This window comes from Pseudoalteromonas sp. (assembly GCF_036960685.1).
Taxonomy (GTDB): Bacteria; Pseudomonadota; Gammaproteobacteria; order Enterobacterales; family Alteromonadaceae; genus Pseudoalteromonas.
In genome coordinates this window covers 25892-48605 of record NZ_JBALXK010000015.1, presented here as the reverse complement: position 1 = coordinate 48605, position 22714 = coordinate 25892, and the positions used below count along the sequence as shown (strand labels likewise).

The 22714-nt window shown below is 41.4% G+C and carries 15 protein-coding genes; 7 read left to right on the top strand and 8 right to left on the bottom strand.

What is annotated here, in order from left to right; genetic code table 11:
• Positions 1–72: 72 nt before the first annotated feature.
• From V7783_RS13430 to V7783_RS13420, 3 genes are all read right to left on the bottom strand, one after another.
• On the bottom strand, positions 73–1299 hold the full coding sequence (locus V7783_RS13430) for a threonine/serine ThrE exporter family protein (RefSeq protein WP_335679141.1): 1227 nt from the start codon (positions 1297–1299) through the stop codon (positions 73–75).
• A gap of 127 nt (positions 1300–1426) precedes the next feature.
• Positions 1427–2647, bottom strand: a complete 1221-nt coding sequence (locus V7783_RS13425) for a glycosyltransferase (RefSeq protein WP_335679140.1) — start codon at positions 2645–2647, stop codon at positions 1427–1429.
• Positions 2644–3651 (bottom strand): LacI family DNA-binding transcriptional regulator, encoded by a 1008-nt coding sequence (locus V7783_RS13420; protein WP_335679139.1) that lies wholly within the window; start codon positions 3649–3651, stop codon positions 2644–2646. The genes V7783_RS13425 and V7783_RS13420 overlap by 4 nt, the downstream gene beginning before the upstream one ends.
• 145 nt (positions 3652–3796) lie before the next feature.
• Here V7783_RS13420 and V7783_RS13415 point away from each other — a divergent pair, with 145 nt between their 5' ends.
• Complete coding sequence (locus tag V7783_RS13415; protein ID WP_335679138.1) at positions 3797–6241, top strand: S9 family peptidase; 2445 nt, start codon at positions 3797–3799, stop codon at positions 6239–6241.
• A 55-nt stretch (positions 6242–6296) separates the two neighbouring features.
• On the opposite strand, the gene V7783_RS13410 is transcribed toward V7783_RS13415, so the two are convergent.
• Complete coding sequence (locus V7783_RS13410; protein WP_335679137.1) at positions 6297–7880, bottom strand: MFS transporter; 1584 nt, start codon at positions 7878–7880, stop codon at positions 6297–6299.
• Between the two features lie 232 nt (positions 7881–8112).
• Between V7783_RS13410 and V7783_RS13405 the strand changes: the two genes are divergently transcribed.
• The 3 genes from V7783_RS13405 to V7783_RS13395 all read left to right on the top strand — a co-directional run bounded on the left by V7783_RS13405 (position 8113) and on the right by V7783_RS13395 (position 13448).
• Positions 8113–10842 carry a choice-of-anchor I family protein gene (locus tag V7783_RS13405; RefSeq protein ID WP_335679136.1) on the top strand — a complete coding sequence of 910 codons (2730 nt, stop codon included), beginning with the start codon at positions 8113–8115 and terminating at the stop codon, positions 10840–10842.
• A gap of 243 nt (positions 10843–11085) precedes the next feature.
• Complete coding sequence (locus V7783_RS13400) at positions 11086–11568, top strand: DUF3015 domain-containing protein (RefSeq protein ID WP_064665233.1); 483 nt, start codon at positions 11086–11088, stop codon at positions 11566–11568.
• Between the two features lie 56 nt (positions 11569–11624).
• Positions 11625–13448, top strand: a complete 1824-nt coding sequence (locus V7783_RS13395; protein ID WP_335679135.1) for an Lnb N-terminal periplasmic domain-containing protein — start codon at positions 11625–11627, stop codon at positions 13446–13448.
• Here the strand turns inward: V7783_RS13395 and V7783_RS13390 are convergent.
• Entirely contained in the window at positions 13420–14346 is a 927-nt protein-coding gene (locus tag V7783_RS13390) for a LysR family transcriptional regulator (RefSeq protein ID WP_335679134.1), read from the bottom strand. The genes V7783_RS13395 and V7783_RS13390 overlap by 29 nt on opposite strands.
• A gap of 121 nt (positions 14347–14467) precedes the next feature.
• Between V7783_RS13390 and V7783_RS13385 the strand changes: the two genes are divergently transcribed.
• Positions 14468–16447, top strand: coding sequence for a ligand-gated channel protein (locus V7783_RS13385; RefSeq protein WP_335679133.1), 1980 nt, complete (start codon positions 14468–14470; stop codon positions 16445–16447).
• A gap of 240 nt (positions 16448–16687) precedes the next feature.
• On the opposite strand, the gene V7783_RS13380 is transcribed toward V7783_RS13385, so the two are convergent.
• Together V7783_RS13380 and V7783_RS13375 are read right to left on the bottom strand one after the other, a co-directional pair.
• Positions 16688–17377: a VC0807 family protein gene (locus tag V7783_RS13380; protein ID WP_335679132.1), complete on the bottom strand. Its 690-nt coding sequence runs from the start codon at positions 17375–17377 to the stop codon at positions 16688–16690.
• 200 nt (positions 17378–17577) lie between these two features.
• On the bottom strand, positions 17578–18165 hold the full coding sequence (locus tag V7783_RS13375; RefSeq protein ID WP_335679131.1) for an outer membrane beta-barrel protein: 588 nt from the start codon (positions 18163–18165) through the stop codon (positions 17578–17580).
• 316 nt (positions 18166–18481) lie between these two features.
• On the opposite strand from V7783_RS13375, the gene V7783_RS13370 reads away from it, so the two are divergent.
• Positions 18482–20506 carry a hybrid sensor histidine kinase/response regulator gene (locus V7783_RS13370; protein WP_335679130.1) on the top strand — a complete coding sequence of 675 codons (2025 nt, stop codon included), beginning with the start codon at positions 18482–18484 and terminating at the stop codon, positions 20504–20506.
• A gap of 207 nt (positions 20507–20713) precedes the next feature.
• Positions 20714–21598: a sensor domain-containing diguanylate cyclase gene (locus V7783_RS13365; RefSeq protein ID WP_335679129.1), complete on the top strand. Its 885-nt coding sequence runs from the start codon at positions 20714–20716 to the stop codon at positions 21596–21598.
• A 36-nt stretch (positions 21599–21634) separates the two neighbouring features.
• On the opposite strand, the gene V7783_RS13360 is transcribed toward V7783_RS13365, so the two are convergent.
• Positions 21635–22498: a DMT family transporter gene (locus V7783_RS13360; RefSeq protein WP_335679128.1), complete on the bottom strand. Its 864-nt coding sequence runs from the start codon at positions 22496–22498 to the stop codon at positions 21635–21637.
• Between the last annotated feature and the right edge of the window lie 216 nt (positions 22499–22714).

Genomic DNA, 22714 nt, shown 5'->3' with positions numbered 1-22714 from the left:
CTCCCGATGGGAAAAGTAACTTCGCTAGGCTCTTTTCAATTAAGAGCCTAGAAAATTAGGTGTTTTATTGTGTTACAAACTCTTTTTCGGTGGTAGGGCGACATTGGCAAAGATTAAGCCTGCCACTAGCGACATAAATATCAGGAATGTTTGTTGACCAATGTGCTCAGCGTAAACAAAATCTTGGCCTTCTATTAAGGAATTTAAACCGATATAGGTTTTACTTCCCGGTACTAATACAATCAGTCCTTGCATAGCAACAATTGATGCTGGAGCATTGGCAATACGATTAAATAAATTGCTAAATACGCCCACTGAAAATGCGCCAACAAAGGTTCCTAAGGTGTAATCTAAATACATGGCCGAGCCGATACTGGTACCGTAAGCAATAAAGCCTGAGGCAATTGACCAAGTCGCATGTTTGAGTTTGGTTCTAAAGATAACAATTAAGCTGCTACAAAGTAAAAATATCGCCAACCATGCCGTCCACTTTGGTAACGGTTCAGGTTGCACGAAGTCAACTTGACCAAACAGTGCAAAACCAATAGCAATACCAATGAAAGCACCAAAATAGAGCTTAAATAGCAACATAAACGAGTCCATTACCCTAGCTGTTCCTGATACTAAGTGGCGAGCTGCAAGTTCAGCTAAACCAAGCGCAAGGGCAAGCCCAGGTATAAATACTATGATGGCTGACAGGACAATTAATCGAATATTAATGTGTGCATCGATATAAACACTAATCGCACAGGCCAGTATTGCTGAAATAATTGCAACGAGTGGCTCAAGCATATGGGCAACCCGTTTTGAGCGTGTTGACCAAAGAACAAATAAATACACAATAAACGTAAGCAAACCAGACCAGAGGACGTCGTTCCAGCTGGTACCCATAAGCATTGCAAATGCGCCGCCAGAGGTGGCAAAAGCAATACCAGTGAGTACTTTGTTGTAGGGGTTTGGTGCGTCAAAAATGATATCAAGTTGTTTATCAACCTCTTGTAAGGTTAATTCGCCGTTGAGCATTTTATTAACTAAATCATCAGTATCAGCTAAGGAGCCTAAATCATGATCACCAGGATCAACGCGAGCAACATGGGTATATTCGTCTTCGTGACCGTCTGTCCAGATCACAAAAGTGACCGAGGTAGGTGACATGACAAACGATGATTTTAGATCAAGATAAGTTGCCACTTCCATTAAGTGGGCTTCAAGTCGATACGCTGGAGTGCCATATTTATGGAGCATTTTGCCAAGCTTAACGATAAATTTGCGTTTTTCTGTAAAGGTTGCGGTTTTCAAATCGGCATTGAACCAAAGGTTAAATTGTTCAGTTAAAAAATATAGACAATATATCTAAATTTGCCTAACTTTGTGGCGGCGATTGTAAACACAAATCACCGCCTGTCTAGTATTTTTTTAACCTAGTTTACTTATTTTTTGCTTCTATCCATTGCGCCATATATTGGGTGCTGCGCATGGTGTGATGTTTAAGCATTTGGCCGGTAAAATTACTTTCTCTGTGTTGAGCTAAGTTAGCCGTAATAGTAACAATTTTATTTATTAAATCACTGGCTAATTGACTTTTATCATATTTCACTTGTAGCAGCGAATGAGCATACTTTTGTGCATTTATAAATTGCAGTGGATCTTGGTAAAGGGCGACAGCAGCTTCTGCAAAACCTTCAGAAGTGTTATTAACCGCACCTGGCCAAGGTAACTCATCATGCATGCCTTCGCTACCAATTGTTGTGGTGACACTGGGTGTTTGCATGATCATGGCTTCAAGTAGTTTCCCCTTTATACCTGCACCAAAGCGAAGTGGTGATAAACAAACACGAGCATCTTCCATAACTGTATAGGCATTATCAGCCCAGCCTTTAATTAAAAAGCCTGTTTTAGGGTTATTGAGTGCGGTTGCTTTGGGTGGCGGGTAAGAGCCGTAAATGTGCAGTTCTGCTTTTGGTAGCTGTTTTCGTATCAGTGGCCAAATTTGCTGTAAATATAATACAGCATCCCAATTTGGGGCATGACGAAAGTTGCCAATGGTCATAAAGTGTTGGCGCTGCTCAAATGATTTGGTTTGCGCTGGTAGTGCAGCCAAGTCGACCATAAAAGGTAGATGGTGTAGTAACTGACTATCGACCTTAAATACATCTGTCAGTAGTTGCATTTCAAAGCTGGAAATAATGAGGCTTAAATCACAACGTAATATGGCGGCAATTTCGCGTTTTGCGATATCAGAATGTAAATCACGGTGGTTAAATTCACGATTGCCTTTATGTGCTTCATGGCGGGCATTGCGTAAGCATTGTAAATCTTCGGTGTCGAGAATTTTTAATGCACTAGGGCAATGTTTATCTACTCGCCAACCAAATTGCTCTTCCATCATAAAGCGGTCAAACATCACCATATCTGGCGCATAGTTACTAACATATTCATCAAAACTTGAACAATTAAGGGCGATTGTTGCGCTACTGATCCCGTAGTCATCAAGGTTAACCATATGCTCGGTTTTTTGCGCCGGGCTGGCAAATTCAACCTGCCAATTTTGTGCTTTAAATGCGTTTAACAGTGACATCATATGCGTGCCCGCAGCAGATGAATTTGGCTCAGGCCATACATAGCCAATTACTAATACTTTTTTCATTGACTTGAATCTCTTATCTGTAAATGAACATCAACTAAGGTACGTACCGCAGGCACGGTTTGATTGAGTAACTCTTGTAATACTTGGCATGTGCGCTTACCGATATCATCGGCATTTATAGTGACACTGCTCAGTGATGGCGACATTAAACATGAGTCGGCTAAATCATCAAAGCCTACTACTTTTATATCTTTACCCGGCACTAAGCCTTGTTCACGTATCGCTTCAATAACCCCATAGGCGATAACATCATTAAAACAGATTATGGCTTTAGTGTTAGGGTGCTGTGCGTATAGAGTATTAAATGCATCCCGCCCGCCTTGGCGATTAGTGGCGGCGGTAATGATTGGTTTATCCAAAGGCAAATTAAATTGTTGTAGGGCGCTGTGAAAACCACTTAAACGTTCATGGTGATCGGAAATATCCTCAGTACCACCGACAAATGCAACCTCTGCAATGCCTTGTTGTAAAATATGGCAGGTCGCTAAGTGAGTGCCTTTTTTATTATCGGGCAATATAGTTGGCGCGCTGCAAAACGGCACTTCTCGCATTATGTGAATAACCGGGAAGCCGCTCTCAATGAGTCCGTCAACCCATTGCTGGGTTGTGCCAGGAGCAGGGCACATTATAAACGCAGCAACATTATATTCTTTGAGTGTTTTTACCACCTGTGTTTGACGTTCGACACTTTCAGCAGTATTAACCAACATGGGTAACATACCTAGTGCATGAATGTGGTTTTCAAGGCCAACAGCAAGTTGCGCTGAATAGGGATTGGTTAAATCGTTGATCACTAATGCGACTAAGTTGGAGCGACGGCTGCGCAGTGCGGCCGCATCACGGTTATAAACATACCCTAATGCATCAATGGCTTGTAACACTTTTGCTTTGCTTTTATCACTGACTTTGTCACTTTGGGTAAGCACTAAAGACACTGTTGACTTTGAAACCTCGGCTTCTCTGGCAACGTCAAAAATAGTGATTTTATCGGTTTTTGTTTTCATTTTAATCTATGCGTCAGCAATTACTTGAACTAAGCCGCCAGTTTAACGCAGTTTGGGTATATAAACCTAATACTCGCAAAAACTTTATGAAGATTGCAAAACATGTTTAGATACAGCCAGTAATAATAAAAACCAAGGATAAACCATGAAAGGTATTAAGCTTTTATTCGCGTTAGTGCTGAGTGTAAGTGTGACTGGCTCGGCACTTGCTGCACAAGGCTATCAAACCCCCTCCAGTGATTTGGCTGCACTCGTTGACGCAAAACTTGCGCCTAGCAGTTATTTATCGGGCGACGGTCAATGGTTGGCGCTATTTGATCGCAAACGTGTAGAGACTTTGGATGATTTAGCCAAGGAAGAACTAAAACTCGCTGGCATAAAGCTAAATCCAGCTAACTTTTCCCGCTCACGTCCTCGCACTAAATTTAGTGGCCTGCAATTAAAGCACATTGATACGGGGGCTGTGATTGAAGTTAATAACTTGCCAAACGGGGTGATCCGTTCACCTAAATGGTCAAGTAACAGTGAATACCTCGCGTTTATTGTTGAGCAGCCAACACAAGCAAATTTATGGGTTTATAACACGCAAACTAAACAAGCACGGCAGTTGTCAGACGTCGTGCTTAATTCTGTGTTAACCGCAGCTCCCTATCAGTGGTTGCCAGATAGCACTGCTATTGTTGCCAACGTAGCTGTTAATTTGGGTAAACCAAGATTGACCAATGACAGCAACACCGTAGTGCCGGTTATTCAACAAAGCAGCGGTCAAAAAGCACCTGCCCGCACTTACCAAAACTTACTAACCAGCCCATTTGATGAACAACAATTTAAGTTTTATGGCCAAGGGCAGTTAAGCTATATTCCAATGAGTGGCGTTGCCTCAGCAATTGGTCAGCCTGCATTGTTTAAATCATTTTCAATCTCACCAGATTCGACCAATATTTTAGTTGCGAGTATTGATGAACCTTTTTCTTATCAAGTGCCATATAGCCGTTTTGCAACCACATGGCAGGTGTGGGGAATGCGCGGTTATGCGTTGGTCGAGCTTGCTAAACAGCCGCTTGCCGATAATATCCCGCAAGGTTATGACAGTGTGCGCACCGGTCGCCGTGACTTTCAGTGGCGTGATGACCAAGGTGCTGAAGTGATTTGGGCGCAGGCGCAAGATGGCGGTGATATGAAAACCGATGTGCCTCATCATGATTATTTATATAGCTTACGCTCGCCATTTAAGCGTGAACCAAAACTATTTGCTAAAGTTGAACGTCGCTTTTCGAGCATTCAATGGGCTAATGAAAACGTTGCTTTATTGAGTGAATGGCGCTTTAGTGATCGCCAAGTGCGCACTTATGTTATTCAACCACGCAATGCTGATCGCAACCGGGTATTATTTTCTGAGCGCAGTTATAACGACGCTTATAAAGATCCCGGTGATGTCATCTATGAACATAATGATCTGGGCGCAAACGTTATTAAAGTCGTTGGCGGTCGTTATATATTCTTGCGAGGCAATGGTGCCTCAGAGCAAGGCAATGTGCCGTTTTTAGATCAGTACGATATAAAAACCAATAGCAGCAAACGTCTATGGCAATCTAAAGCGCCGTACTATGAACGTGTACGCGCTATGCTTGATGATGAAGGTGAGCGACTAATTACTATTCGTGAATCTAAAACGCAGCAGCCTAACTTTTTTATTCGTGATTTAGGCGATGATACGCTTACACAACTCACCACCTTTGAGCATCCGTACCCAGCGTTTAAAGGCGTTACTAAAGAGTTAGTGCGTTATAAACGTGATGATGGGGTAGAGCTTTCAGGCACGCTTTATTTACCACCGGGCTACGATAAAACCCAAGGCCCATTACCGGTATTAATGTGGGCATACCCACTTGAATACAAAGATAAAGCGGTTGCCTCACAAGTGCGTGAGTCGCCTTATGAATTCACCTATGTTGGTTATTGGGGGCCGATGCCATACCTTGCGAAAGGGATTGCAGTGTTTGACGACCCGAAAATGCCCATCGTCGGCGTTGAAGGCAAAGAGCCAAATGACTTGTTTAGAAAACAGTTAGTGGCAAGTGCGCAAGCTGCGGTTGATGTGCTGGTTGAAAAAGGCATCGCAGATAAAGATAAAATCGCTATTGCAGGCCATTCATACGGTGCATTTATGGTAGCAAATTTACTAGCGCACAGTGATTTATTTAAAACCGGTATTGCACGAAGTGGTGCTTATAACCGCACTTTGACACCGTTTGGCTTTCAAGGTGAAGAGCGTGACTTTTGGCAAGCACAAGATGTATATGCAGCGATGTCGCCGTTTTTCCATGCTGAGAAAATTAACGAACCTATGCTGATGATCCACGGTCAAGAAGACCCTAATTCAGGCACTTTCCCAATGCAAAGTGAGCGTATGTACGCCGCATTAAAAGGTTTAGGAAAAGAAGCCCGTTTAGTGATGCTGCCGTACGAAGCCCACGGTTATCGCGCTCGTAAAAGCTTACTGCATGTACTGTGGGAGCAAGAGCAATGGCTGGATAAATATTTATTAAGTGATGATAAATCTTCAGAGCCAGTTACGGTAACTGAGTAATTCAGGCTTGTTTAATCTATTTTAATTAAAACGCGGTTTAATACCGCGTTTTTTATTATGTTCTAAACTGTGCTTGAATATCTTCTAAACGGCGTCCGCGGGTGTCTACACCATATTTAATTAGCAGCATTGCACAAATAATTAAAGTAATGGCTATCATTAGCGCTGATAAACCAAGTTTTGCAAATATACCGGTTACTCCCAGCATGGCGCCTAAAATACCACCAAATTTAGAGCTGGCAGCAATCAGCCCAGCACCACTGCCACGATGCTGCACAGGATAAATTTCTGCGGCATAGGGGATGAGCATTGCAATCACACCGCTGGAGCTTATCAATAACAGCGCAGTTGAAATAAGAATTATGCTATTACTCAGTTGCTGTAATAAATCAAAAACTATAAATAAGCCTAAACTAGCCGCAGTCATTACAACAAAAAGCACCAACGTTTTGATACTGCTCCAACTATGATATAGCCAAACGACTAATAATATTCCGGGTAAAGCCAATAAACCAGATTGAGCAAGTAAAGTATTGGTGGTGTCTGCGCTCATACCCATGTTTCGTAAGTTTGTCGGTAGCCACAGTAAAAACCCAAAATTGGCAATACCCCACGCCGTACCTGCACCCACTAAAGCTAACGTGATCCACGCATAAGGGCCACGCATTAATTGGTAAAAGCTATTTTTATTGGCTGATACATTGTCTTCAATTGGATGATTGTGATGGTTATCGAGTTTGCCATTATATTTAGCAAGCACTGCTCTTGCTTGCTGTGTAAGTCCTACATTAGCTAAGAAGCGAGGTGATTCGGGTATATAGCGATTTAGAGCAATAACGATCAGGCCTGTTGGTAAACCTAACATCCACAGCATTCGCCAGCTAAATAGCGGCTCTAAAATTGCTGCTGCGCCAGAGGCGACTAAATAACCCGCTGAGGTGCCAATACCGCCAAGTGCAACTAATAACCAGCCTCGGTGGCGGGCAGGGATCATTTCAGCCATTAGTGTAAAGGTGATGGGGAGCAAGCCGCCTGCGGATAAGCCCATCAAAAAACACATCGCAAGGTTCCACTCGAAGCTTGGCATCGCACCACAAATTGCAGTACCAATAAACATTAGTGCGGAAAGTAATATGGCCGCACGCCGACCAAGCATGTCAGCCATTTTCCCCCATAAAATTGAGCCAATAGCAGTGCCTGTTAACGCGATTAAGGCCAAGCTGCCTACCGCCTCATTGGTTATTTGGTATTCTAACGTCATCCCCGGCATAACAAAGCCTAATGTAGCGGGTTTCATCACATCGACAATGACAGCGACTAATAAAGCAAATACTAATTTCAGGTGCTCACTAGTAAGTGGGCTGTTGTCGGCAATGTGAAAATTTAGCACTTCGACACTGTTATTAAGGCGCAGAATCGCTAATCGTGGCATTAAACCATAGCAAGCAAGTGCTAAACCAAACGGTATCAAAGCCATACCTATCATCATGGTCATATCCATTGGCATACCAACCATCTTGTAATTCATAGCTGAAGCATGGATAAACATAGGGATGTGTGATAACACCCCAAGGGTGATCAGTAAACAGCCTAACCAAAAAGCCAGTGGATGATGAAACAAATACTCTTTTGCGCGCACTGAGTTTTCCTTGGTTTGCCAAAACGATGGTTTTTCATGGCAATTAGTTATTATTTTTATGCTGTAGATTATATACCTAAGTTTTATCAAGATACGAGTTTGAAACTGCATTATGTGAATTTATATAAATCTAGTTGTCACATCAGTGACATTTAATTTACATTCTACTGTCAACATTGGTCTATAGGGTGTTGCCGACAATTAAAAATATAATGATTACCAAGGAAAAATCATGAAATTAAAACCAATTGTAGGCAGTTTATTGATATTAGGCGCACTGAGTGGCTGTGATGAGCTAGACAATAATGATTTAGAGCCAACACGCTATCAACTTATGTTAGAAATTACCCCACAAAGTGCCGGTAATGTTGTTATTACACCAGCGCGCACAAATTATGAACCAGACTCAATAGTAATGTTAAGCGCTGAAGCCACACAAGGCTATGAATTTGTATCATGGAGTGGCGACATTGGCGCAGCTGATTATAGTGCGACAACACTAACACTGACCATGGATAATCATAAAGAAATAACAGCCACATTTGCGCCTGTTATTGAACCACCCAGCGCAGGCCAAGTTGTTATCAACGAGGTACGCTCTGACGGCGGTGGTTTTGATTATATTGAACTATATAACAACTCAGATGAAGCCTTTACCTTTGCAGATGCAAGCTGGGCTGTGAACGACTTAAAAGGTTTTGACGTTGATTTAGAGCCTGGGATTAAAATTCCCCAAGGTACAACAATTGACGCTCGCGGCTTTTTATTGATCGCAACGGATCAAACTAGTGTGCCATTTGATGCACCTGCCAATACGTTAGTTGCTAAAGATGGCGATACAGATTTTGGTTTAGGTAAAGGCGATACGGCTCTATTAGTTCATAATAATGCCATAATTGATAGCGCTAACTGGAATGATGGCAGTCATGTTTCAACATGGGGCCGTTTACCCGATGGTGGTGCTTGGCATAGTCAAGATGAAGCATTGGAAGCAACTCCTGGTACCGCCAATAAACTTCCTGATGTAGTCGAGGGAGCAACTGCCGCAGATATCGTTATCAATGAAGTGGTATCTAAAGGTCGTGATGACGCTGATTTTGATTATGTTGAACTTTATAACAAATCATCAGAACCATTTGTATTTAGTGAAGGTGATTGGGAGCTCGTTGACTTAGACCGTGAAGCAAATAATGAAGCGGGCATGACCATTCCTGCGGGCACTGAAATACCAGGTCATGGTTTTATTGTTCTTCTTCCTGACTTGTTAATGGGGGCTACATTACCTAACGGTGCGCCTGCTAATGCTATCTTAAATAATAATGAAGATTTTGGTCTTGGCAAAGGCGAGGTAATTAAACTTAAATACCAAGGCCAAGTACATCAAGAGGTGAGTTACGGTGACTTCCATGTAAATAGTTATGGCCGCTTCCCAGATGGTATGGATTTTATTGATTTAGATGAAGGCAATGCGCCGCAACTGTACGCAAGCCCAGGCCGTAAAAACTTTAAAACACCAATGCACATCGCTGCTGCAACTACGCTTAACTTCACCGCTTTTAATGACCAAGAAGCAGCGCTTGAAGCAAAAGGCTTTCGCGTGTTTGGTAAAGGCGCCGATTTAGCTGCAGATGTTGAGCCTGAGTACGTTGCAGTATCGGCAGATTCCACTACTGCATGGGTGTCATTACAAGAGAACAATGGTTTAGCTAAAGTTGATTTAGTTAATAAAACCATCACTGATATTTTCCCGCTTGGTTTTAAAGATTATGGCCTACAAGGTAATGAAATTGATGCCAGCGATAAAGACGACATCATTAAATTACAAACTCGCGCAAATGTAGTGGGCATGTATCAACCTGATGGTATTGCCACCTTTGAAAATGACGGCACGCACTATGTGTTAACTGCCAATGAAGGTGATGTGCGAGATTGGTTTACTAATTTTGAAGAAGGTGAAAAAGTTGCAGATGTTGTTCTTGATGCATCGGTATTTACCGACGGCTCAGTATTGCAAACTGATGCTGAATTGGGCCGTTTGTTAGTCTCGCAGTATGTCGATTCAGATAGTGCAGCATCAAGTCATAATAAGTTGTATAGCTTTGGCGCTCGTTCGTTTTCAATATATAACGGTGATACAGGTGAACAGGTTTTTGATAGTGGTTCATCATTAGCGACAGAAGCGCAAAAAGCAGGTGTTTACCCTGATGACCGCAGTGACGCAAAAGGTACAGAGCCTGAAAGTATTACAACAGGCATGGTAGGCGATAAACGTTATGCCTTTATTGCCCTCGAACGTGCAGATGCGGTCGCCGTTTACGATGTAACAGATGTAAGCGCAGTCTCGTTTGTGCAAATGTTAGTAACACAGGATGATGATGCGCCTGAAGGTGTGCTATTTATCGCGGCTACGCAAAGCCCAAATGGCAAAGCTCAGCTGGTTGTTTCAAACGAAGACAGCGGTAATATCACCGTTTACAGTGAAAATAGCCAAGGACTGTTTGATTTTACATCACGTTTATTACTTGAAGGTGGTGAAGGTGCCGCAGAGATCACAGCCTATGATGAGCTAACTAAGCGTTTATTTGTGGTCAATAACGGCAGTTTACTAAGTGCACCGCGCATTGAAGTCATTGACTTTGCAAATCCAGCGACTATTGCTGCATTGGCAACTATTGATATCAGCTACTATGGCGCGGGTGTAAATTCAGTTGCAGTAGCGAATGGTAAACTTGCTGCAGCAATTGAGTCAGGTGTTAAAACTGACACGGGTGTGGTCGCGATGTTTAATACTACAACGTATGAACTTGAAATGATCTCATCTGTTGGCTCACTGCCAGATATGGTGACATTCAGCCCAGATGGTAAGCTTATTATCACCGCAGATGAAGGTGAGCCAAGTGAAGATTACATGGTTGACCCACTCGGCACAGTGTCGATAATTGAGTTAAATACAGTAAATTAACGTTTACTGATCTAGGTGGATTAACACGCATTTTAATCCACCTTTAATTTTTAGGTATAAATTTCCCTATTCATATCACTGCTTAAGTATTAGTTCTTGCTTAGTTTTTACCCCTATTTTAAATGAAAAAATATTGCGTGGTGATTTTAGGTAATTTCTTCTTTATTTAATTTATTTTTATGCTAGCCTTTAGACGCTTTTATTTATCTCAAATATAAGCAATTAAATATAAGGATTTATTAAATGAAAAAACTAATCGCAGTAGCAGCTATCTCTCTTCTTCCTTTCTCAAATGCAATGGCCGATCAAGATATTGGTTGTGGTTTGGGTTCAATGTTATTTGCCGGCAAAGACGGTAAAGCAGTAAAAGTATTGGGTGCAACTACAAACGGTACGTCTGGTAACCAAACGTTTGGTATTACATTTGGTACGCTTGGTTGTGATGGTACAGGTACTGTTACTTCATCAGCCAAAATCGCGCAATTTATCGATGGCAACATGGAACAATTAGCACGTGATATGTCTCAAGGCGAAGGCGAAACATTATCTACGCTTGCTGAGATCTGGGGTGTTCAAGATCAAGATAAAGCAGCATTTAATGCACTAGCGCAAAGCCAATTTGCTACTGTTTTCACATCTGAAAACGTGACTTCGCAAACTGTTTTAGAAAACCTAAACTCAGTTGTAGCAAGTGATGCATCACTTTCAGCATACACGCTATCTTAATTAGCTAGCTGAATATAAATTTATTTAAAGCCCCAATAGGGGCTTTTGTTGTATATATGACGATGAAAAATTTACTTGCGCTATCTTTATTATTTTTTTGTTTTACCATTTTTGCTAAACCTGTTGCGGCTGAGCCTCTTTGGAAAGAACCCTACTGGTTAAAGTTGGGCCATTATCGACCGCAGCTGAGCGGTGGTTTTGAAAGCGATGTCGATGATATTGCTTTTTTTCTGTCCCCCTTAGGTAAAACGGATCCTAAAGCTGAATTCACAGCCACGCTTGAGGTATTCGAGCAACAAAATAAAACCATTATTTGCCAGTTTCCAGCGCGTTATCAATGGCTCAAAGCACAGGTTGCGAATGACTGGGCGGCACTAGAGTGTCCTGAACTTGAAAATTGGCGTTCGCTTATCAATCCTAAAGCGATGACATTGGTTTTTCCAACCGCTTATATGAATAGTCCTTCGTCAATGTTTGGCCATACCTTGCTGCGTATAGATGCTAAAGATCAAACGCGTCATAAAGAGTTGGTGGCGTTTTCCGTTAACTTTGCCGCAGAACCGGATGAAAATGACAATGCTGCCCTGTATGCATTAAAAGGACTGATCGGTAAATACCCTGGTAACTTTAGCCTGATGCCGTACTATCGCAAGGTACGTGAATACAGTGATATTGAATCACGAGATATTTGGGAGTACCCGCTGAGTTTTTCTGAGTCTGAGGTTGAACGCATTTTATGGCACTTATGGGAAATGCAGTCGGCAACGTTTGATTATTATTTTGCCGATGAAAATTGCTCTTATCAGTTGCTGGCGTTATTACAGTTGGCTCGTGATGATCTGGATTTAACCAGTTCGTTTAACTTTCACGCGATCCCTTCAGATACGGTGGCGGTACTAAATGAGCAAGGTTTGCTCCAAGCACCAGATTATCGCCCTGCATTTGGGACTAAATTACACCATTACGCAAAACAGCTTACTCCACAAGAGCTGGCGGCAGCAAAAGAGTTAATGGCAGGTGCAGAGTTTGATAACAGCCAGTTTTCAGCACAGCGTAGCGTGGCAATTTATGAAGTAGCTTATGAATGGCTTAATTTTAATTTTTATGATCAAGGTTTAAACCGAGATGATATTGCGCCGCGCTTAACTAAACTGCTTAGAAAACGCAGCCAATTTAAAATTGCCTCGCCGTTAACTAAACCACCAAAGCCAACAGTATCACCCGAGCAAGGCCATGGCTCTGCTCGTGTTGCTTTGGCAAGATCTGACTCTAAAAACTATGGGCAAACTACAGAGCTGGCTTATCGATTAGCCTACCATGACTTACTCGACAGCTCTGCTGGGTTTATACCCGGCGCACAAATTAGTTTTTTAGATATCAACGCCAGTTATACAGGTGAGCATTTACAGCTTGAGCACCTTTATTTAATCGATGCAATGTCATTAGCGCCTGACAATCAAGTGTTTAACACTTGGTCATGGAACTTACGGCTAGGTTTTGATCGAACCGCTGGTAATACTAAGCGAGTAGGGCGCAGTTTTGTTGAAGGTGGTTATGGGAAGTCAATTGGCGATCCCAACTCGTTGCATGCTTATCTACTGGGCACAATTGGTTTAAATGGCGGTGATTTTAGTACTGGAATTTCCCCCGCCGCAGGGATTGAAGGAGGGATTATTTGGCAATTGAATCCAGCCCATAAATTTGCTGCCAGTGGCCAATATCAGTGGCTGGCGAATAATCAACAAGCCCAGCGTAGTCAAGCAAAACTGAGCTGGCATTGGGCATTAGAAAAAGATTTAGCACTGCGAACTGAGTTTAATTATAGCCGCTGGCAGCAAGCTGATCACGGCTTTAAATTAGCGCTTTACTATTATTTTTAACTGTTTCTGGTCGTGATAAAGCCGCAAAACTTTCTTTGAGTAAGGAAATTGCGGCTTTTGTTTTCGCAGCTAAAATATCCCGCGCAGGAGTGACTGCAAATACACTGTAATGAGGTAACTGCCAATCGGTACATAAAGGTTTTAATTCACCTGAATGTAATAAACTACGCACTTCAGGCTCAGGTAAAATGGCATAGCCAACACCATCACATACCAGCTGAATGATGCTTTGCATATTGTTTACGGTGATCCGTGGCTCAGGTAATTTTACGCTTTGTTTAGTTGTTGTATGGGTTAGCGCATATTCAGCGCTGATGTGGGCAATTCTGGGCATGGTGATTAATTGCTCAATATCGTGATTTACTTCATTGGCTAGCAGGTGGCTGTGATGCACGCATAACACTAAAGGCCAATCTACTAAATGCCTTGCGATTAAGTTTGAGTCTTGTAACGGGCCAATGGCAAGTGCTAAATCAGCTCCTGCTTTTATCATATCAACAGGCTCGTCCGACAAGGTGAGCTGAATATCAATATCCGCGTACTGACTGATTAATTGTTGTAATGGCGTACTTAAGAGCCCTCCACCAAAACCAACCGGCGCAACTAATTTTAATTGCCCACTTGGGTTGTTTTGTAATTGCTGCAATTGTTCAGAGGTGGCTGAACTTAGCGCCAACATCTTAATACAACTTTGATAATACAGCTGACCTGCTTCCGTTAAGGTTAAAACGCGAGGGCTGCGATTAAACAAACTTAACCCCAGTTCATGCTCAAGTTGTTTGATCTGTTGGCTGACCGCTGATGTCGTCATAAGTAGCTCTTGTGCTGCGTGGCTCATGTTGCCGGTCTCGACTGTACGAGCAAATACATTAAGTGCCTTGAGCAATTTCCCATTCATAACTTTAAGTCCTGCTTAACATAGCTTTAAGAATTCACACATTGTGAAAGTGGGAACTTCTAATTAATATCGCAAACGCTAATTATTATCATTTATGAAACAAAAGTCACGGAGAATCATCATGAATACGGTAAGCCGTAAATTAATACCGTTAACTGCAGCAATTTTAAGCGCTTTAAGTATCTCTGCCCATGCGGATGATGCTAAGCAAGATATGGAAGTGATTGTGGTATCTGCATCCGGCAGTGAGCAAATGCTGAAAGAGGCACCGGCCAGTATAAGTGTGATAGACAGATCACAGCTCGAAAAACGTTTTTATCGTGATTTAACCGATGCATTAACTGATGTACCTGGTGTTGTTGTCACAGGCGGTGGTGACAGAAAAGATATTAGCCTGCGTGGTATGGCCAGCCAATATACGCTGATTTTAATTGATGGGCAGCGGCAAACATCCCGTGAAACACGCCCTAACAGTGATGGGCCGGGTGTTGAAGGTGCGTGGACACCACCCATCTCAGCGATTGAACGCATTGAGGTTATTCGCGGCCCGATGTCGTCGCTTTATGGCTCTGATGCCATTGGTGGTGTGATCAACATTATTACTCGAAAAACGCCAGAGCAATGGTATGGTGAAGTACGCCTTGATAGCACAATTCAAGAGCGCAGTGAGTCGGGCAATATTAATCAAGGCAGTTTTTTTACCGCTGGTGGACTCATTCCTGAACTGCTAGGCGTGCAGCTATCTGGCCAGTTCTCAGAACGAGATGAAGATGATTTTACAGCAGGTTTTCGTGGCAAAGAGCAAAGTAATATTAAAGCGAAGTTTATTTTAACTCCCACTGCTAACCACGAAATTATGTTTGAGGCAGGCACGGGTAAACAAACCTTGGATGCCACACTTGGTAAAACTGTTGCAGCACTTGCTCCTGGTGAAAGCTGCGGGCGCAGAGGATGCCCTGAATCATCAACCACTGATTATGAGCAACAAACCTTTTCATTAAGTCATAATGGCTTTTATGATTTTGGTTCTTCTCGCAGCTACTTAAAGTACGATAAATTCGACAACACCTCTCGTGAAATGTATGTTGAAAACACTGATGCACAAACTAGCTGGACCTTGCCAATTATTACCGATCATAATGCCACGGTAGGTGCTGCGTATTTAAAAGAAACACTGGACGATTATACCAGCAATAAAATTAGTGATTTAACACACGTTGAGAATGAGCAGTGGTCTCTTTTTGCTGAAGACGAATGGAGCGCAACTAAGGCATTTAAGTTAACGACTGGACTTAGATACGATCATGATGGCAATTTCGCCGGTCATTGGAGTCCTCGCTTATACGGTGTGTATAGCGCGAGCCATGATCTCACTATTAAAGGCGGTATCTCAACAGGCTTTAGAGCGCCAAATATTCGCCAGTCTACCCCTGATTGGGGGCAAGTAAGTCGCGGCGGAAATATTTATGGTAATGCAGATTTAAGTCCAGAAAAGTCCGTTAACTATGAAATGGGCATTTATTACGATGTGAGTCGTGATCTGAATGCCTCAAGTACCGTGTTTTATAATCAGTTTGATGACAAAATTACCCGTATTGCTTGCCCGTTAACACAATGTACGGATGGCCCGAATGAGTTTGGTTCATCACCAACAACGTATATAAATGTTGATGAAGCGGTTACTCAAGGCTTTGAATTTACGCTTTCGTATGACATCACCAGTGATATCGACGTCAGAGCAAATTACACTTACACCGATTCTGAGCAAAAATCAGGTGAGTACAAAGGCAGTCCATTAAATCAGTTGCCAAAGCATATTTTACAAACATCTTTTAACTGGCAACCGAGCGATAAATTTGGCAGCTGGTTACGTGTTTATTACCGCGGTGAAGAAAGCCAGCCAACAACCGGTCCATCGCAAAATAGCCTTATTGCACCGGATTATACCTTGGCCGATATTGGTGGTAACTATAACTTAACCAACACAGTAAAACTTGGCTTTGGTGTGTATAACATTTTCGATAAAGACATCACTGAGGATGAGTACGGTTATGTTGAAGACGGCCGCCGTTATTGGGGGTCACTGAGCTGGGAGTTTTAATTTAACATAAACAAGGCCTCAATCGAGGCCTTGTTTGGTTTGAGAAAATACTGTGAATGCTTATTTACAGCGTAATGTTCGTTTTGATAGTAAGTAATAAGCCACGGGTACAAAATAAAACGACAGTATAGTGGTCAGTACTGTGCCGCCTGCAATAGCTGACGAACTTCCTCCGCCAGACTACATTGCTGATTGTGTAACGCGATGTATTAAAATGTATCGTTGATCTCTTCTGTGCGCTTATTGCAGTATGAAATCATCGACTGGTTGTTTAGTTAGTTTACCAATTTGTTTAAAAGTGAAAATAATCGCACCAACGAGTAATACCATAGTAGGTGCTACAATCACTGGGTAACTTAGCCATGTCATACGTCCTAACTCTTCTGCGTAGGCGGTAGTACCAGGCATACTCACTACGATTGCTTTAGCTAAAAAGTAATTAAGAGTTGCCGATAAAAAGAATGCACTAGCAACAATAAAGCCAGCTAAACGCATTTTTGCGTCAAATACTGCCGTATTGTTTTGTTGCTCAAGTGACTGAGTTAGCTTTTCTATATCTAATAGTTCAGGGTTAATTAATAGTTTGCGGATCAATGGATAAGGCGTGTATTGGCTCACTAGTACTATGATGCCGATAATCGCAGGTACCATGGCTTCTTTAATGGCAATGTATTTAGGGTCGAGTTCAAATAAACTGATGCCACCTGTAAGCAAGACGCTAATAATTCCCAAGATAGAAAAAAAGTTTACCTTGCCTGATTGCTTAAGTTCCCACAAACCAAATAACAGTGGAAAGGCAAGTGCCACCACAACAGCCCAAACAGGACCAAGTGTATCCGGGGTACTAAAACGGCTCAGGATCACCGCGGGTAAAATAATATTAAAAATAAGGTTACTGAAGAAGTTACTTTTCTTTTTTGGAGTCGTCATTAGTTAGTCATTACAGGTATTCATGGTGTGAAGTATATACTCAAGTTACTTTAAGATATAGACGCATTTGCGGGCAATATTTTAAGTAATAAACGGATGATGAAAGGTTGAACTGTGGTTTTGCAACACAGCAGGGCGTTTTAGTCATGAGGCTATAAAATACAGCTTCAATTGAAGCCGTATTTTATAAGTGAATGTACTTAGAAGCGGTAGCTAATACCAACACCTAATGAGCTGGTGTATAATTCATCCATATCAATGTATTGCAACGCAACATTCATAGCCAATCCATTATTCCAATCATATTGCCAACCACTTTCTAAAAATAAACCAAAACCACTAATGTCGGCGGTTTTTCTACCTTTTTCGAACATTGAATAATTATAAGATTGGCCACCCACCTTGCCATAGAGCGAGTTATTCTCAGTGATCTTGAATTGCCCTTTTGCTGCAATAACGTAGTTAGAAAATTCCACTTTATCAATGTTTCTGTTAAAAAACATATCGTTACTTTGGCAATTATATTTAGTATCAATTCCTTTGCATGCTTCATCACCGCTTGACGCACCATTTAAACCAAATTCTAATGCCCATGTTTTGTCAAATTGGTAATTATAATAAAGGTATAGTTGCGCTATCTCATCGCCATTATTGCTTGAATTATAGTATGAAGCCGCGCCCGCAGAAAGTTGTGCTCCAATCCTATGGGTTTCATTCTGCTCGTCAGCTGTTGCTTGGAAGCTTGAAAGGCTGATTGTTACTAAAGGTATTAAAATTAATTTTTTCATTTTTTATGTCCTGATGTAATCTGCAGGCACTTTAAGTAATTAATCTATAAAAATCTGTGGCAGCAATGTAATGGATTGTCTAGGAATGTAAGGAAGTGTTGTACCTTTAATGGTTAAGTGTTGGCGTTGGAAATTTACTTAAACCTTTTTACTTATGTGAGGCTGAAGCTAGGTAGTTTATTTATTCATTTTAAAAAAGTTGTAAGTTAAAACTGGCTATATACTAAAGCACAAATTTACTGTATTTATTAGTACTTTAATAGGCTTTTTGTTATGTCGTGGTTTCGGCATTAGTTAACGCGCGAGGAGTGGCAATTTGAATTTTCTCAGAAGCTTTCACAATATCGTATCTGATCAACAGCAAAGTTTTGATGAAAAAATAGATAATTTATTGAAGTTTGGACTCAATGTTTTTGATTTAGAGATTGCTATTATAAGTGAAGTAATCGGCAGCCAATATGTGGTACGCCATGTTATCACTGCTGATAATTCGTTAGCTGTAGGCAGGGTATTTGATTTAGCGGGAACTTATTGTGTTCATACTTTAGCGGCAAGTAAAGCATTGGCTTTTCATCAAACTTCAACAAGTCGTATCGCACATCATCCTTGCTACGTAAATTTTCAATTAGAATCCTACATTGGTGCGCCTATTAAAGTTGGTAAAGATATCTATGGCACCGTAAATTTTTCATCCCCTAATTCCTCGACCCCTTTTTCAGAGCAAGCTCATGACTATGTTGAATTATTTGCTCAGTGGTTAGGTTCTGAGTTTGCACGAAAAAGCGCTAATCAACAACTTTTAAAAAACAATAACACATTAGTAAAGTTAGAAAGTATCGCTAATATTGGTTCATGGGAAGTTGATTTGTTGACCAATAAAGTGACTTGGAGTGAGCAAACACGGCGAATTTACCAAGTTGATGATGCATTTATTCCTGATTTAGATTCCGCTATTGGCTTTTTTAAAGAAGGCGAAAGTCGCAACAGTATTACTCATGCGGTTGAAGTCGGTATGAAAACTGGCGGAAAATGGCATTTAGATTTAGAACTGATTACCGCTAAAAATAACAGCGTATGGGTCAGTGCATTTGGTGAGGCTGAGTTTGTCGATGGCACCTGTGTGCGCTTGTTTGGTACTTTACAAGATGTCAGCGAATCAGTGTTACTACGAGAAGAATTAAAAAATAAAAAAGCCCAAGCTGAACGAATGTTAGAAGATAGGAGTATGTTGCTTGCAAAAATTAGTCATGAACTACGAACGCCATTAAATGGCATTACAGGCATGTTAACGACGCTGTTAGGTGAGCAAAGCGAAGAAAAAAGAGTCGAAAAGTTAAAAGTTGCATTACGTAGCGCAGATATTTTATTGAACATTATTAATGAAGTGCTTGATTTTTCAAAAATAAATCACGGTGAGTTAAAACTCGAACCTAATCACTTTTTATTAAAAACAATCTTTGTAGATTTAGCGTCTTTGTATATTCCGCTATTTAAGGCTAATAATATTGATTTTAAAACTCAGCTTGAAATAACCGATGATTGCTGGGCGTACTGTGATAATACGCGTTTGAGTCAAATAACTTCTAATTTATTAAGTAACGCTTTAAAGTTTACAGATGCAGGAGAGGTACATTTTAAGGTAAACGTTACCCAGGCTAATAACCAATTGAACTTGCGCCTTGAAGTTAGTGACACCGGCAGAGGAATGACAAAGCCATTTCTTGCATCATTATTCTCTCCTTTTACTCAAGAGGTAGACGCCAAAAGCAATAAAGGTGGCACAGGTCTTGGTTTAGCGATTGTAAAAGAGTTAATTGAATATATGGGCGGAGCAATTAAGGTCAACAGTACTTTTCAACAAGGCACAACATTTGTCGTTGATATTCCACTGGCAATTGGCACAATGCAAGTTGAGATGAATCAATATGCAGGTACCACAATCGATACGAGTGGTTTATCGGTGTTGGTTGTCGATGATAATCAAATAAATAGGTTTGTGCTTGATGCGACGTTAGAAAAGCTCCAAATTAAGGCTGACTTTGCAGTAGACGGCGAAGACGCGATTTTAAAATGTAAGCAAACGAAATATGACCTTATTTTTATGGATTGTGTTATGCCGCAACTCGACGGACTAGAGGCGACTAAAATTCTCAGAGCTGAAAATATCTGTCGTCATCAGGACACCTTAATAGTGGCTTTAACCGCTAATACATCAGCCTCGGATAAAATAGCCTGTAAAGAAGCGGGTATGGATCTGTTTATATCAAAACCATTTAAATTACATTCGGTCGAAGAAGCTGTGGTCAATGCACTAACAAGGTTAGTTATTCATAGTAACTAACTTTAGCAATGTAGTGCGCTAGCTGTATGGTGTGGTTGTTTGTTGCAGTAAAAAATATGTTGGCCTACTATTTGTTTATTCAATAGAAAGCCATTATTGGTAATAAACATTGTGCTGTGCAACCTTACAATAGGGCAGTATTTCAACATTTACGAAGCGTACTCTTGCTAGTATAAAAACAACAACTTTACCGTTCAAGGCGAGCGAATGAAAAACACAGGGTTAGTTTGTCTTACAGATGTATTAGAGCTAATGCTTGATGCTGTTTGTGTAGTCGATAAGCAAGGATGTTTTATTGCCGTCAGTGCGGCGTTTGAAACTATTTTTGGTTACACACCGGCTGAAGTGGTCGGTAAACCGATGATTGACTTTGTGTATAAAGATGACCGCGAGATAACTCTGGATACGGTTGCAACCTTGTTATCTGGGGTATCAAAACCGCGTTTTGAAAATCGTTGGGTCAGAAAAGATGGCCAAGTGGTGCATATTTTATGGTCAGTACGTTGGTCTGCGGTGCATCAAGTGAGAATTGCCGTTGCGCATGATATTACTGAACGCAAAGAGGTTGAAAAGCAGTTACAGCATTTGGTTGGTCACGATCAGCTCACCGGCTTGGCGAATCGTATGTTATTACTCGACCGTATTCAAAGTAGCTTAGCAAGTGCGAGTCGCAATAGCGTTGAATTATCACTGTTGTTTATTGATATAGATGGCTTTAAAGAGGTAAACGATACACACGGGCATTTAGTCGGTGACACGTTATTACAAAAAATAGCAGAACGACTACTTGAATGTGTACGAGGTTCAGATACCGTTGGTCGTCTTGGCGGAGATGAATTTGTTGTGATCTTGAATGGCATTAAAAATCGCGATGATGTATTACAAGTCGCCGAAAAAATACGTTCTAAATGTGCACAGCCTTTTTTCATCGAGGGTATAAAATTAGTGCTTTCAAGTAGTGTCGGGGTCGCTAGTTACCCTGAGAATGGTCAAACTGATATGCAACTTATTCAATATGCGGATCAAACTATGTATAGAGCTAAAACCGCCGGTGGTAATCAAATCGTATCTCAATTACCACCTAGTGAATAAAATGTCAGAGTTTAGCTAAGCTCTATAGGCCGTTTGCTAAACTTCATTTTTAGTTGCGGATATTGAACTGCCAACTGACGCTATGATCACTAATAAAATTGCCAACCACTGCCAGATACTTAGTAACTCAGCTAAAATTATAAATCCCGCCATCGCAGCAATCGCAGGCTCCAAACTCATCATAATACTAAAACCTTGCGCAGGCATATTACGCAGTGCCACCATTTCTAGAGTATAGGGCAGTGCGCTTGACATCACTGCGACCAATATACCTAAAGGCAGCACTTCCCAACTAAGTAGAGCCATACCTTGACTGATTGCCCCGTATGGCACGAGCACTATAGCGGCAACACTCATCCCAAGCGCGACAGTCATGCCACCGGAGCCTTGATTGCCGGTTTTTTTGCCAAATAAGATATAGCCTGCCCAGCAAGCACCGGCACCGAGTGCAAGAATGACACCCACTGGATCAAGGCTTTCTTCACCGCTCATATCTGGTAATAGCAGTACGATACCTGCAATTGCACATGCAACCCAGAATAAATCTCGCTTTTTACGTGATGATAATAGCGCCACCGCAAGGGGGCCGGTAAATTCCAGTGCAACACCAATACCTAGCGGAATACGCGCAATGGCGTAATAAAATAATATGTTCATACCGCCTAGGCATAAACCATAGATCACGATGGGCATACGTTGACCAAGTGGTGGAAATGCCTTCCAAGGACGAAATACTAAACATAAAATAGCAGCAGAAAAACCGAGGCGAAGTGCTGTTGTTCCTTCTGGGCCGATTAGCGGAAATAATTGTTTCGCGATTGAAGCACCTGATTGAATGGTAACCATAGCTAATAGTACGCAAATAACAGCAATAAAAAAGGGCGGAATAGTGCGTTGCATCACAGTCCTTATAGTGGCGCAAAGAGGTATTGCTGGCGATTTTACTTGTTTTTTTGCAAGAGGGTAAATATTTGCGGTAAAAGTTTGGTAATTTTATAAATTAAATAAGGCAGCTTGTAGGCGTCTATTAACGCTCAAACTAAAGTCACAGCGAGTTATCGTAACCTTGGCGTACTTATCAATATTTATAGTTATAAAGTTAACTGAGTTTAAACT